Origin of the sequence: Streptomyces hamibioticus, assembly GCF_047946815.1 — a bacterium.
Classification (GTDB): Bacteria; Actinomycetota; Actinomycetes; order Streptomycetales; family Streptomycetaceae; genus Streptomyces.
In genome coordinates this window covers 5,296,067-5,309,019 of the sequence record NZ_JBKKQY010000001.1, presented here as the reverse complement: position 1 = coordinate 5,309,019, position 12,953 = coordinate 5,296,067, and the positions used below count along the sequence as shown (strand labels likewise).

Below are 12,953 nucleotides of genomic sequence, written 5' to 3'. Positions count from 1 at the left end.
GCGTGAGCCAAGTGACGCGGATCACGTTTCGGTCATGTGATACGGGGATCAGGGCTACGCCAGTTGCCGGTCAGCGCCGGGCCCACCTGGTCGAGGTAGGTGGTGGTGAGGTCGCGGAGCGCGGCGAGGCCGATGTCGTCGCCCGCCGACCAGATGCGTTCCGTCACCCGCATCACCGAGCCGAAGACGGCCACGAGCACGCGCGGCCGCGGGTCGGCGTCCACGTCGAGGCCCTCCCGGGCGGCGACGACGCGCGCGATCTCCTCCTCCAGCTCGGTCGCGCGCCGCAGATGCGCGGCGAGCAGCGCGGGCGTCGACTCGACCACCCGGTAGAAGCGCATGTGCAGGTCCAGCGGCACGAGCTGCTCGATGGCCGCGCCGATGCCGTCCCAGCTCTCCACCAGCGCCTGGCGCAGCGCCTCGAACGGCGTCTCACCGGGCGGGCGCCCGCGCACGGCGTCGACGAACCGGGCCTCCGCGAGCCGGGCGACGAAGAACGCCGCCTCCTCCTTGCTGGCGAAGTAGCGGAAGAAGGTGCGCTGCGAGACGTCCACGGCCGCGGCGATGTCGTCGACGGTCGTCTCCTCGTAACCCCGCTCGGTGAACAGTTCGAGAGCGGCCCGCAGCAGCGCGTCCCGGGTGCGCTGCTTCTTGCGTTCACGCAGGCCCGGTGCGGGCGTCGCCGTCGGGCCGGGCGTGCTGAAAGGGGCGCTCAAAAGGGTTCTCCTCGACGGTCCTCCAACTGTTCCCCCAGTTCAGGCTATAGGGAATGTCGTGTCAGTTACCGACTAGTGAATTGGTTTGTCAACTGTCAGTGGCTGTCATTAGCCTCGAACACATGACTAGTCAGACCACCATCGACACGGCGGGGCCGGGGGACAAGGCACCAACCCCGTCGGATGCGGCGCCGGCCAAGGGGCTGCGCGGCCACCCCTGGTTCACCCTCATAACCGTCGCGGTCGGGGTCATGATGGTGGCCCTGGACGGCACCATCGTGGCCATCGCCAACCCGGCCATCGCCCGGGACCTGGGCGCCACCTTCGCCCAGGTGCAGTGGATCACCAACGCCTACTTCCTCGCCCTCGCGGTCACCCTCATCACCGCGGGCAAGCTCGGTGACCGCTTCGGCCACCGGCAGACCTTCCTGATCGGCGTCGTCGGCTTCGCCGCCGCGTCCGGTGCCATCGGGCTGTCGGACAGCATCGCGATGGTCATCACCTTCCGCGTCTTCCAGGGCCTGTTCGGCGCGCTGCTGATGCCGGCCGCGCTGGGCCTGCTGCGGGCCACCTTCCCGGCCGAGAAGCTCAACATGGCGATCGGCATCTGGGGCATGGTCATCGGTGCCTCCACCGCGGGCGGCCCGATCCTCGGCGGCGTGCTGGTCGAGCACGTCAACTGGCAGTCGGTGTTCTTCATCAACGTGCCGGTCGGCGTCCTGGCGGTCGCCCTCGGCGCCTGGATCCTGCTGGACCGCCGCGCGAAGAACGCGCCGCGCTCCTTCGACCTGCTCGGCATCGCCCTGCTGTCCGCCGCGATGTTCTGCCTGGTCTGGGCCCTCATCAAGGCGCCGGAGTGGGGCTGGGGCGACGGCAAGACCTGGCTGTTCATCGGCGCCTCGGTGGTCGGCTTCCTGCTCTTCGGCCTCTGGGAGCAGCGGGTGAGGGAGCCCCTGATCCCGCTGGCGCTGTTCCGGTCGGTGCCGCTGTCGGCGGGTGTCGTGCTGATGGTCCTGATGGCCATCGCCTTCATGGGCGGCCTGTTCTTCGTCACCTTCTACCTGCAGAACGTGCACGGCATGAGCCCGGTCGACGCCGGTCTGCACCTGCTGCCGCTCACCGGCATGATGATCGTCGGCTCTCCGCTGGCGGGCGCGATGATCACGAAGGTCGGTCCGCGGATTCCGCTGGCCGGCGGCATGACGCTCACCGCGATCGCCATGTACGGCATGTCCACGTTGGAGAAGGAGACGGGCAGCGGCCTGATGTCGCTGTGGTTCGCCGTGCTGGGCCTCGGCCTCGCGCCGGTCATGGTCGGCGCCACCGAGGTCATCGTCGGCAACGCCCCGATGGAGCTGTCGGGCGTGGCGGGCGGTCTCCAGCAGGCCGCCATGCAGATCGGCGGCAGCCTCGGCACGGCGGTGCTGGGTGCCGTGATGGCCTCCAAGGTCGACAACGACCTGGCGGGCAACTGGGCGGACGCGGGGCTGCCGCGGCTGACGCCGGAGCAGGCGGCGCAGGCGTCCGAGGCGGTGCAGGTCGGCGTGGCCCCGGTGCCCGAGGGCACGCCGGCGGCGGTCGCCGCGAAGATCACGGACGTCGCCCACGACACGTTCCTGTCCGGCATGAGCCTGGCGTCGCTGGTCGCGGCCGGAGTGGCGGTCGTCGCGGTGCTGGTCGCGTTCCTCACCAAGCGGGGGGCGAACGCGGAGGCGGGGGCGGGCGTCGGTCACATCTGACGGTGTGCCGGGCCGGTTCGCGTTCTCCCCTATCAGGGTGACAGGACCGGCCGGCCCTCCCGCTCCGGGGGCGTCTCAGGTCACAGTGGGTCAAGTCCTCCGCAGGGCACGGAGGACGGTCGGCTGCGGCGCGCTGCTGGAGGGGGGCAGCGCGCAGGCAGCCTTTTCGGCGTTCTCCGGGGTACTCGCACTTCGAACCCGAATCGAGGAATCCCTCGGGGAGTTGATGATGGCGAGCTTCGGCCAAGGAACGCGCAAGCACCCCCGCTCACGCGGCCGGACGGGGCCACGATGGGGGCGCCCCCAGGCGTTCAGCAGCAAAGGAGCACCGGATCGCGCGACGCTCGGAGTCGTCGGAGTCGTCTGCGCGGTCGCCGGCTTCTTCGTCCTGGGGATCCTGCTGGGCCCCGTGGCGATGGCCTGCGGCTGGCTGTCCATGGGCCGCACCTGGGCCGGCTCTCGCAATGTCCCGGCCCTGGTCGCCGTGGTCCTGGGCGCCATCGACACCCTCCTGGCCCTGATCTGGCTGGCCGGGGCGGGCCCGGTGGGCAACGGCATGCTCTGACCCCGCCCTCCGCGCCCCTGGGCGCGCTGCGCCCCCCGGCCGCCGGGGGGCGCCGCTCATTCCCTCCCCGCCGACGTGAACGCCATGTCCGCGTAGCGGTCGCCCGACACGTTCTCGGCGATCGGGTCCAGCGCGGCCAGCTGGCCGTCCGTCAGGACGATCCGCGTCGCCGCCGTGTTCTCCTCCACCCGGTGCGGCTTCCTCGTGCCGGGGATGGGGACGACGGGCAGGCCGTGCACCGCCGTCCGCTGCTGGGCCCAGGCCAGGGCGATCTGGCCGAGGGTGGCGCCGTGGGCCTCGGCGACCGTGCGGACGGGGTCCAGCAGGGCCGCGTTCGCCCGCGCGTTCTCGCCCTGGAAACGGGGCTGCCGGTGGCGGAAGTCGTCGGCGGTGAGCCCGTCGGTGCCGATGACGGAGCCGGTGAGGAAGCCCCGGCCGAGCGGTGAGTACGCCACCAGGGCGGCGCCCAGCTCACGGGCCGCCGGTACGACGTGCGCCTCGATGTCCCGGCTGAACAGCGACCACTCCGACTGCACGGCCGCGATCGGGTGCACGGCATGCGCGGCCCGCAGCTCCTCCGCCGTGACCTCGCTCAGCCCCAGGTGCTTGACCTTGCCCTCGCGCACCAGCTCGGCCATGGTGCCGACGGTCTCCTCGATCGGCACGTCCACGTCGCGCCGGTGCATGTAGTAGAGGTCGATCACCTCGACGCCGAGCCGCTTCAGGCTCGCCTCGACGCACCTGCGGATGTAGGGCGGGTCGTTGCGGATGATGCGCTTCGCCGGGTCGGCGTCGTTCAGGGAGAGGCCGAACTTGGTGGCGAGCACCAGCTCGTCGCGGTGCGCCCGGAGGAAGGGCGCGAGGAACTTCTCGTTCTCCCCGAGCCCGTAGACGTCCGCCGTGTCGTACAGCGTGACGCCCAGCTCCAGCGCCCGTTCCAGGGTCGCCCGGGACGTGCCGGCGTCCGCGGGGCCGTAGGCGAAGCTCATGCCCATGCAGCCCAGGCCCTGGACACCCACCTCGGGCCCGCCCGCGCCCAGCCGTACCGTCGTGATCCTGCCGTCCGTCATCGGGACCTCTCCGACGCCAGGGCGCGCCCGGCGTCCGCATAGAAGGTGAGCTTCCGGTCGAGCACGGCGAGCGTGCCCTGGAGTTCGGTGATCCTGGCGAGCACGTCCTGACGGGTCGCCTTCAGCAGCTCGAAGCGCTCGGGGTAGGTGTGGTCGCCCTCGCGGACGAGTTCGGCGTAGCGCACCATGTCCGCGACGGGCATGCCGGTCAGCCGGAGCTTGCCGACGAGGTCGAGCCAGTCGAGGTCGCGGTTGCGGTAGCGGCGCTGCCCGGTGTGCGACCGGTCGATGTGCGGCATCAGGCCGATCCGCTCGTACCAGCGCAGGGTGTGCGTCGTCAGGCCGGTGAGAGCGGCGACTTCGCTGATCGTGTACTTGTCCTGCCCGTCCGGCCGCCGGTCCCGCCGAGGCGGTCCGGCACAGCTGTCGGTCTGGGCGGCCGTGCTCTCCGTCACCGTCATGACCTCAACGCTAGGACCTTGGAGTGCGCTCCAAGCAAGCGGATTCGGTGAGAAGTGCCAGGACGCGGCCGAAGGGCCGGGACCCGCGTCGCTTAGGCTCGCAGGCATGTCCTTGAAGAGCCTCGCGTCGATCGAGAACTGGCCGGTCCCCACCGCCGCGGCGGGCGTCGTACGCGCCGACGGCACGGTCCTGGGCACCCACGGCCCCGTCGGACAGCGCTTCCCGCTGGCCTCGGTCACCAAGCCGCTGGCGGCCTACGCGGCGCTCGTCGCGTACGAGGAGGGCGCCGTCGAGCTGGACGAGCCCGCCGGGCCGCCCGGATCGACGGTCCGGCATCTGCTCGCCCACACCTCCGGGCTGGCCTTCGACGAGCACCGGGTGACCGCCCCGCCCGGTGACCGCCGCCTGTATTCCAACGCCGGTTTCGAGCAGCTCGGCGATCACATCGCGAAGGCGGCCGACATCCCGTTCGCCGAGTATCTGCGGCAGGCGGTGCTGGAGCCGCTGGGCATGACGGCCACCTCGCTCGACGGCTCCCCGGCGAAGGACGGGGTGTCGACGGTGGAGGACCTGCTGCGGTTCGCGGCCGAGGTGCAGGCGCCGCGGCTGCTGGACCCGCGGACGGTCGCCGACGCGATGACCGTGCAGTACCCGGGCACCAAGGGCGTCCTGCCGGGCTACGGCCACCAGAACCCCAACGACTGGGGTCTCGGCTTCGAGATCCGCGACGGCAAGGCCCCGCACTGGACCGGATCCGCCTCCTCCCCGCGCACCTTCGGGCACTTCGGGCAGTCCGGCACGTTCCTGTGGATCGACCCCGACGCGCGCCTCGCCGCCGTGGCGCTGACCGACCGGGCCTTCGGCCCCTGGGCGACCGAGGCGTGGCCGGCGTTCACGGACGCCGTGCTGGCCGAGGCCCGCTAGCCGGTCATCTCCCACAGGAGCAGCTCCGTCGCCGTCGCCCCCTCCGCCTCCAGGCCCCGTGCCCCGGTGATGCGCGCCGCGTCCCCGGGGCGCAGCTCCGTGCCGTCCAGCAGCACGCCGCCGCGGACGACGTGGACGTACACGTACCGCGCGTCCGGCACCGCCGTCCGCTCCCCCGCCGCCAGCCGCCGTACGTGCAGTATCGCGCCGGCCTCGGGGACGGCGTACGGCGTGGCGTCGGCGATGCCGTGGACGATCTCGTAGCACGGCTCGCCGCCCGGTTCGCGCGGGGCCAGCCACATCTGCACGAAGGTCAGCGGGGCCGCGCCGTCGTTGCGCTCGACGTGACGGACGCCGGACGCCGCGCTGAGCCGCTGCACGTCGCCGGCGCGGACCACCGTCTCGTGGCCGGTGGTGTCCCGGTGGGTCAGCTCACCCTCGACGACCCACGTGAGGATCTCGGTGTGGCTGTGCGGGTGCTCGTCGAACCCGGCGCCGGGTGCGAGCCGCTCCTCGTTGCAGGCGATGAGCGCGCCGAAGCGCAGGTTGCCGGGGTCGTAGTGGGGCCCGAAGGAGAAGGCGTGCCACGTCTCGATCCCGGCCGCCGGGTCGCCCCCTGGATAGCGCTCGTCGGCGCGCCGTACGTCCATCACGCCGTCCACCGTAGACCCGGCGGCGCGCGCGCCCGTCCCGATAAGGCAGTCTTGTCCCCGTGCCCGAACCCGAATCCAGCAAGAACCCGGCCGTCCCGCGCGACCTGCACCCGCACTCGGCGACGCTGAAGCGGCTCGAGCGGTCGTCCGGCTCGCTCGCCGCGCAGGCGATCGCGCGGATGGACGAGACGCTGCCCTGGTACCGGGCCATGCCACCGGAGAACCGTTCCTGGATCGGGCTGGTCGCCCAGGCGGGCATCGCCGCCTTCACGGAGTGGTTCCGGCGCCCCGACGCCCCGCAGGCCATCTCCACCGACGTCTTCGGCACCGCCCCGCGCGAGCTGACCCGGGCCATCACGCTGCGCCAGACCGTGGAGATGGTGCGCACCACCATCGAGGTCATGGAGTCCGCGATCGACGAGGTCGCCGCACCCGGCGACGAGTCGGTGCTGCGCGAGGCGCTGCTGGTGTACGCCCGCGAGATCGCCTTCGCGACCGCCCAGGTGTACGCGCAGGCCGCCGAGGCACGCGGTGCCTGGGACGCGCGGCTGGAGTCCCTCGTGGTGAACGCCGTGCTCAGCGGGGAGGCCGACGAGGGCGCCGTCTCGCGGGCAGCGGCCCTGGGCTGGAACTCGCCGGAGCACGTGTGCGTGGTGCTGGGCACGGCCCCCGACGGGGACTCCGAGCTGACGGTGGAGGCCATACGGCGCGCGGCCCGGCACGCCAAGCTCCAGGTGCTGACCGGGGTGCTGGGCGACCGGCTGGTCGTCATCGCGGGCGGCAGCGACAACCCGCTGGCCGTCGCCAAGTCGCTGATCGGGCCGTTCGCGCAGGGGCCGGTGGTGGCCGGGCCGGTGGTGCCGGACCTGCTGACCGCGACCCGGTCCGCGCAGGCCGCCGCGGCCGGGCTCAAGGCGTGTTCCGCCTGGCAGGACGCCCCGCGCCCGGTGCTGGCGGACGATCTGCTGCCGGAGCGCGCGATCGCCGGAGACCCCTCGGCGCGCGAACAGCTGGTGGAGGAGATCTACAGACCGCTGGAGGAGGCCGGGGCCGCGCTGCTGGAGACGCTCAGCGTCTATCTGGAACAGGCCAGCAGCCTGGAGGGCGCCGCGCGGATGCTGTTCGTTCACCCCAACACCGTGCGCTACCGGCTCCGACGTGTGACTGACGTCACCGGGTGGTCGCCGTCTGATGTACGGTCTGCGTTCACCCTGCGAATCGCGCTGATCCTGGGGCGTCTGGCCGATGGAGATCCGCAACTCTAGGCTTTTGTCGGGGGCCCACAAAACGCCCTCGTGTTCTTCGTCCCTGTCCCCACGGGCGGCCGTGGCCGTCCCCAAGAGAGAGTGTGAGAGTGCTCGTACTCGTCGCTCCCGGCCAGGGCGCCCAGACGCCCGGCTTCCTGACTGACTGGCTCGACCTCCCCGGCGTCCGCGGTGCCTTGGAGGCATGGTCCGACGCCGCAGGACTCGACCTGATCCGCTACGGCACGGAGGCGGACGCGGAGGAGATCCGCGACACGGCGGTCGCCCAGCCGCTGCTGGTCGCCGCCTCGCTGGCCTCCGCCTACCTGCTCTTCGACGACCCGGCCGAGCTGCCGCGCAAGGTCGGCGCCGTCGCGGGACACAGCGTCGGCGAACTGGCCGCCGCCGGGCTCGCCGGAGTGCTGCCCGACGAGGAGGCCGTCCGGCTGGTGCGCACCCGGGGTCTGGCCATGGCCGAGGCCACCGCCGTCGCCGAGACCGGCATGTCGGCGCTGCTCGGCGGCGACCCCGAGGTCACCGTGCCGCACCTGGAGCGGCTCGGCCTGACCCCGGCGAACAGGAACGGCGCGGGCCAGATCGTCGCCGCCGGCACGATGGAGCAGCTCGCCGCGCTGAACGAGGACAAGCCGGAGGGTGTGCGCAAGGTCGTGCCGCTGAAGGTGGCCGGCGCCTTCCACACCCACCACATGGCGCCCGCGGTGGAGAAGCTGGCCGCGGCCGCCAAGGAGCTGACGCCCGCCGACCCGGAGGTCGCCTACGTCTCCAACAAGGACGGCCGGACCGTCGCCACCGGCACCGAGGTGCTGGACCGGCTGGTCGGCCAGGTCGCCAACCCGGTCCGCTGGGACCTGTGCATGGAGACGTTCAAGCAGCTCGGCGTCACCGCCCTGATCGAGGTCTGCCCGGGCGGCACGCTCACCGGGCTGGCCAAGCGCGCTCTGCCCGGTGTGAAGACGCTGGCCCTGAAGACCCCCGCCGACCTCGACGCCGCCCGCGAGCTGATCGCGGAGACGTCCACATCTGCCGCTGCCGCGGCGGGCTGAAGGAGCCCGAGAGCATGCCGAAGATCAAGCCAAGCAAGGGTGCCCCGTACGCGCGCATCCTCGGCGTCGGCGGCTACCGCCCGACCCGCGTGGTGCCGAACGAGGTGATCCTGGAGAAGATCGACTCGTCCGACGAGTGGATCCGCTCCCGCTCCGGCATCGAGACCCGGCACTGGGCCTCGCCGGAGGAGACCGTCGCGGCGATGTCCGTCGAGGCGGCCGGCAAGGCGATCGCGGACGCCGGGATCGACGCCGGACAGATCGGCGCGGTGGTCGTCTCCACCGTGTCGCACTTCAGCCAGACGCCGGCCGTGGCCACCGAGATCGCCGACAAGCTGGGCACGGACAGGGCCGCCGCCTTCGACATCTCCGCGGGCTGCGCCGGCTTCGGCTACGGCCTGACCCTGGCCAAGGGCATGGTCGTCGAGGGCTCGGCGGAGCACGTCCTGGTCATCGGCGTCGAGCGGCTGTCCGACCTGACCGACCTGGAGGACCGGGCCACCGCCTTCCTGTTCGGCGACGGCGCGGGCGCGGTCGTCGTCGGCCCGTCCCAGGAGCCCGCGATCGGCCCGACCGTGTGGGGCTCCGAGGGCGACAAGGCCGAAACGATCAAGCAGACGGTCTCCTGGGACCGGTTCCGGATCGGCGACGTGACCGAACTGCCCCTCGACAGCGAGGGGAACGTGAAGTTTCCTGCGATCACGCAGGAGGGCCAGGCGGTGTTCCGCTGGGCCGTGTTCGAGATGGCGAAGGTCGCGCAGCAGGCGCTGGACGCGGCCGGAATCAGCCCGGACGACCTGGACGTCTTCATTCCGCACCAGGCGAATGTGCGGATCATCGACTCGATGGTGAAGACGCTGAAGCTGCCGGAGCACGTCACGGTCGCCCGTGACATCCGTACCACCGGCAACACCTCGGCCGCCTCGATCCCGCTCGCGATGGAGCGGCTCCTGGCGACCGGCGAGGCGAAGAGCGGCGACACCGCGCTCGTCATCGGCTTCGGGGCGGGTCTCGTCTACGCCGCGACGGTCGTTACCCTCCCCTAGGCACTCCGTGCCGGATCATGCGGTCCGGTACGGAATTCGCCGAACCACCTGCCGCTGACGCGGCGGGCGCCACACCCCCTGAAAATCTACGAAGGAGCGCCACCATGGCCGCCACTCAGGAAGAGATCGTCGCCGGTCTCGCGGAGATCGTGAACGAGATCGCCGGGATCCCCACCGAGGACGTCCAGCTGGACAAGTCCTTCACCGACGACCTGGACGTCGACTCGCTGTCCATGGTCGAGGTCGTCGTCGCCGCCGAAGAGCGCTTCGACGTCAAGATCCCGGACGAGGACGTCAAGAACCTCAAGACGGTCGGCGACGCGACCGAGTACATCCTCAAGCACCAGGGCTGATCTACCGATCACTCGGGCGTGGTCCGGGCCGCCCGGCCCGGGCCCACTGCCCCGCCACCCGGCGGTGGCGCCGTACGAATCCTCGTTTCTTGGAGAAAGAATTCCCGTGAGCTCGACCAATCGCACCGTGGTCGTCACCGGTATCGGCGCAACCACACCGCTGGGTGGCGACGCGGCCTCGACCTGGGAGGGTCTGGTCGCCGGCCGTTCCGGCGTCGGCCCGCTGGAGCAGGACTGGGCCGCCGAGCAGGCGGTCCGCATCGCCGCGCAGATCGCCGTGGAACCCACCGAGGTCATCCCGCGGCCGCAGGCCCGCCGACTGGACCGCTCGGCGCAGTTCGCGCTGATCGCGGCGCAGGAGGCCTGGAAGGACGCCGGCTTCGAGGCCAAGGCCGGCGAGGGCGCCGACGTCGACCCGGACCGGCTGGGCGCGGTCATCGCCTCCGGCATCGGCGGTGTGACGACGCTGCTCGACCAGTACGACGTACTGAAGGAGAAGGGCGTCCGCCGGGTCTCCCCGCACACCGTGCCGATGCTCATGCCCAACAGCCCCTCGGCGAACGTGGGGCTGGCCGTGGGTGCCCGGGCGGGTGTGCACACCCCGGTCTCCGCCTGCGCGTCGGGCGCCGAGGCCATCGGCTACGCCATCGAGATGATCCGCACGGGCCGCGCCGACATCGTCGTCGCCGGCGGTACGGAGGCGGCGATCCACCCGCTGCCCATCGCCGCGTTCGGCAACATGATGGCGATGTCCAAGAACAACGACGACCCGCAGGGCGCGTCCCGTCCGTATGACGTGGCCCGCGACGGCTTCGTCCTCGGCGAGGGCGCCGGCGTGATCGTCCTGGAGTCCGCCGAGCACGCCGCCCGGCGCGGGGCGCGGGTGTACGCCGAGGCGGTCGGCCAGGGCATCTCCGCCGACAGCCACGACATCGTGCAGCCGGAGCCGGAGGGCCGCGGCATCTCGCACGCGCTGCAGAACCTGCTGGACAACACCGGCCTCGCCCCGGCGGAGATCGTGCACGTCAACGCGCACGCCACGTCGACGCCGGCCGGTGACATCGCCGAGCTGAAGGCGCTGCGGAAGGTGTTCGGTGACGACACCGACCACATCGCGGTGTCCGGCACGAAGTCGATGACCGGGCATCTGCTCGGCGGCGCCGGTGGTGTCGAGTCGGTCGCGACCGTGCTCGCGCTGTACCACCGGGTGGCGCCGCCGACCATCAACGTCGAGAACCTCGACCCCGAGGCCGAGGCCAACGCCGATGTCGTGCGCGGTGAGGCACGGAAGCTGCCGGCCGAGGGCCGGATCGCCGCCCTCAACGACTCGTTCGGCTTCGGTGGGCACAACGTGGTGCTGGCGTTCCGGACGGTCTGACCGGTCTGCCTGAACGTTTGATGGCCCGAACCCTGAGACGGGGTTCGGGCCATCGCCGTCGTGTCGTGTCCTGCCGGGCGTTCACACCACCTGGTGCAGCCACCTCACCGGGGCGCCCTCGCCCGCGTAGCGGAAGGGTTCCAGTTCGTCGTCCCAGGGCTTGCCGAGGAGTTTGGCGATCTCCAGCTCCAGGTCCGTCTCCTCGCGCTGGGCGCGGGTCAGGGCGGCGCGCAGGCGGTCCTCGGGGATGAGGATGTCGCCGTGGATGCCGGTGACGGCGTGGAAGATGCCGAGGTCGGGGGTGCAGCTGTAACGCTCGCCCTCGGCGGTGGCGCAGGGCTCGGCGGTGACCTCGAAGCGCAGCAGGTGCCAGCCGCGCAGTGCGGAGGCGAGTTTGGAGGCGGTGCCGGCCTCGCCCTGCCAGGAGAACTCCGAGCGCCAGGTGCCGGGCGCGGCGGGCTGCCGGATCCAGTCGAGGCTCACGCGCGTGCCGAGCACCCCGGCGACGGCCCACTCGACGTGCGGGCAGAGCGCGCGCGGCGCGGAGTGCACGTACAGAACTCCACGTGTCGTCACCGGAACCTCCGGGCTGAGCGGGACAATCTCGGAACGGGCGAACGGCAGCGGCCGGGCGGGCCGCGTTGATGGCGAGGCTACCGTGCGGCGGGGCAAGGAGTGTGACGTACCGTCGGTCCCGGGGCCGGGAAACCTCCGCCATTCACCCGGCAGGACGCTTGTACGGGTGTGAGCCGTCGCATCGGCCGCCCCGGGAACCCTCGCGCGGTGTCATGGGTTGAGCACCGTGGGGAGACCACGCGGGACGAGCGAGGGATGGGACCGGATGGAGCAGGCGGGGCGCGGTCGCCGTTCACGGGCGGTGCTCGCCGTGTTGAGCGCGGCGGTGCTGGGGCTCACGGGCTGTGACGCGGTCGGCGGCGACGCCTCCGCCCCCGCCGAGCGCAGCGCCAGGCCCTCCCCCACGCCGGTCTGGGACACCAGCCCGGAGTCGGTCGCCGCCGTCGGCGACTCCATCACCACCGGCTTCGACGCCTGCGCGGTGCTGTCGGACTGCCCCGAGGTGTCGTGGGCGACCGGCACCCGCCCCGAGGTCGACAGTCTGGCGGTACGGCTGCTGGGGAAGGCGGACGCGGCACAGCGGAGCTGGAACTTCGCGGTGAGCGGGGCCCGGATGGCGGATCTGGCCGGGCAGATGACCCGGGCGGCGGCGCGGAAGCCGGAGCTGGTCACGGTGCTGGTGGGGGCGAACGACGCCTGCCGTGCCTCGACGTCGGCGATGACGTCGGTGGCCGACTTCCGCGCCCAGTTCGAGACCGCGATGAGCACGCTGCGCAAGGCGCTGCCCAAGACCCAGGTGTATGTGGCGAGTATCCCGGACCTGAAGCGGCTGTGGGCGCAGGGGCGCACCAGCGCGATGGGCAAGCAGGTGTGGAAGCTGGGCATCTGCCCGACGATGCTGGGCGACGCCGACGCCCTGGACGCGGCGGCGACCCAGCGCCGGGAGACGGTGGACCAGCGGGTGCGGGACTACAACAAGGCGCTCCGGGAGGTCTGCGCGCAGGACCGGCGCTGCCGCACGGACGGCGGAGCGGTGCACGCGTACCGCTTCGGTGCGCGGCAGTTGAGCCAGTGGGACTGGTTCCACCCGAGTGTGAACGGCCAGGCCCGGCTGGCGGAGATCGCCCACCGCGCGGTCACGGCCGAACGGGGATGAGGGTGCC

14 protein-coding genes are annotated in these 12,953 nt (G+C 72.0%); 9 read left to right on the top strand and 5 right to left on the bottom strand.

The window, feature by feature from the left end:
* Nucleotides 1-32 precede the first annotated feature (32 nt).
* Nucleotides 33-716 carry a TetR family transcriptional regulator gene (locus ACLGIH_RS23960; RefSeq protein WP_416527332.1) on the bottom strand — a complete coding sequence of 228 codons (684 nt, stop codon included), beginning with the start codon at nt 714-716 and terminating at the stop codon, nt 33-35.
* Nucleotides 717-838: 122 nt separating this feature from the next.
* Here ACLGIH_RS23960 and ACLGIH_RS23955 point away from each other — a divergent pair, with 122 nt between their 5' ends.
* Both ACLGIH_RS23955 and ACLGIH_RS23950 read left to right on the top strand, forming a co-directional pair.
* Nucleotides 839-2,455 (top strand): DHA2 family efflux MFS transporter permease subunit, encoded by a 1,617-nt coding sequence (locus ACLGIH_RS23955; RefSeq protein WP_416527331.1) that lies wholly within the window; start codon nt 839-841, stop codon nt 2,453-2,455.
* 226 nt (nt 2,456-2,681) lie between these two features.
* Entirely contained in the window at nt 2,682-3,020 is a 339-nt protein-coding gene (locus tag ACLGIH_RS23950; protein ID WP_416527330.1) for a small hydrophobic protein, read from the top strand.
* Between the two features lie 56 nt (nt 3,021-3,076).
* On the opposite strand, the gene ACLGIH_RS23945 is transcribed toward ACLGIH_RS23950, so the two are convergent.
* Together ACLGIH_RS23945 and ACLGIH_RS23940 are read right to left on the bottom strand one after the other, a co-directional pair.
* Entirely contained in the window at nt 3,077-4,090 is a 1,014-nt protein-coding gene (locus ACLGIH_RS23945) for an aldo/keto reductase (RefSeq protein ID WP_416527329.1), read from the bottom strand.
* Nucleotides 4,087-4,551: a MerR family transcriptional regulator gene (locus tag ACLGIH_RS23940; RefSeq protein WP_416527328.1), complete on the bottom strand. Its 465-nt coding sequence runs from the start codon at nt 4,549-4,551 to the stop codon at nt 4,087-4,089. The genes ACLGIH_RS23945 and ACLGIH_RS23940 overlap by 4 nt, the downstream gene beginning before the upstream one ends.
* Before the next feature lie 106 nt (nt 4,552-4,657).
* Here ACLGIH_RS23940 and ACLGIH_RS23935 point away from each other — a divergent pair, with 106 nt between their 5' ends.
* Nucleotides 4,658-5,476, top strand: coding sequence for a serine hydrolase domain-containing protein (locus ACLGIH_RS23935; RefSeq protein WP_416527327.1), 819 nt, complete (start codon nt 4,658-4,660; stop codon nt 5,474-5,476).
* Here ACLGIH_RS23935 and ACLGIH_RS23930 read toward each other — a convergent pair.
* Nucleotides 5,473-6,129 carry a pirin family protein gene (locus ACLGIH_RS23930; RefSeq protein WP_416527326.1) on the bottom strand — a complete coding sequence of 219 codons (657 nt, stop codon included), beginning with the start codon at nt 6,127-6,129 and terminating at the stop codon, nt 5,473-5,475. The two genes, ACLGIH_RS23935 and ACLGIH_RS23930, sit on opposite strands and share 4 nt — an antisense overlap.
* Before the next feature lie 59 nt (nt 6,130-6,188).
* Between ACLGIH_RS23930 and fasR the strand changes: the two genes are divergently transcribed.
* The 5 genes from fasR (at nt 6,189) to ACLGIH_RS23905 (ending at nt 11,214) form a co-directional block, all read left to right on the top strand.
* Entirely contained in the window at nt 6,189-7,394 is a 1,206-nt protein-coding gene (gene fasR / locus ACLGIH_RS23925) for a fatty acid biosynthesis transcriptional regulator FasR (protein ID WP_416527325.1), read from the top strand.
* A gap of 89 nt (nt 7,395-7,483) precedes the next feature.
* A complete protein-coding gene (locus ACLGIH_RS23920; protein WP_416527324.1) occupies nt 7,484-8,437 on the top strand; it encodes an ACP S-malonyltransferase in 954 nt (317 codons plus the stop codon).
* A gap of 14 nt (nt 8,438-8,451) precedes the next feature.
* A complete protein-coding gene (locus tag ACLGIH_RS23915; RefSeq protein ID WP_416527323.1) occupies nt 8,452-9,483 on the top strand; it encodes a ketoacyl-ACP synthase III in 1,032 nt (343 codons plus the stop codon).
* 104 nt (nt 9,484-9,587) lie between these two features.
* Entirely contained in the window at nt 9,588-9,836 is a 249-nt protein-coding gene (locus ACLGIH_RS23910) for an acyl carrier protein (RefSeq protein ID WP_210875806.1), read from the top strand.
* 106 nt (nt 9,837-9,942) lie between these two features.
* Entirely contained in the window at nt 9,943-11,214 is a 1,272-nt protein-coding gene (locus ACLGIH_RS23905) for a beta-ketoacyl-[acyl-carrier-protein] synthase family protein (protein ID WP_416527322.1), read from the top strand.
* An 81-nt stretch (nt 11,215-11,295) separates the two neighbouring features.
* Here ACLGIH_RS23905 and ACLGIH_RS23900 read toward each other — a convergent pair whose 3' ends face one another.
* Nucleotides 11,296-11,790 (bottom strand): DUF3145 domain-containing protein, encoded by a 495-nt coding sequence (locus ACLGIH_RS23900; protein ID WP_416527321.1) that lies wholly within the window; start codon nt 11,788-11,790, stop codon nt 11,296-11,298.
* Nucleotides 11,791-12,055: 265 nt separating this feature from the next.
* Here ACLGIH_RS23900 and ACLGIH_RS23895 point away from each other — a divergent pair, with 265 nt between their 5' ends.
* The gene (locus ACLGIH_RS23895; RefSeq protein ID WP_416527320.1) at nt 12,056-12,946 is read left to right on the top strand and encodes an SGNH/GDSL hydrolase family protein; all 891 of its coding nucleotides are present in this window, start codon (nt 12,056-12,058) and stop codon (nt 12,944-12,946) included.
* Nucleotides 12,947-12,953 lie beyond the last annotated feature (7 nt).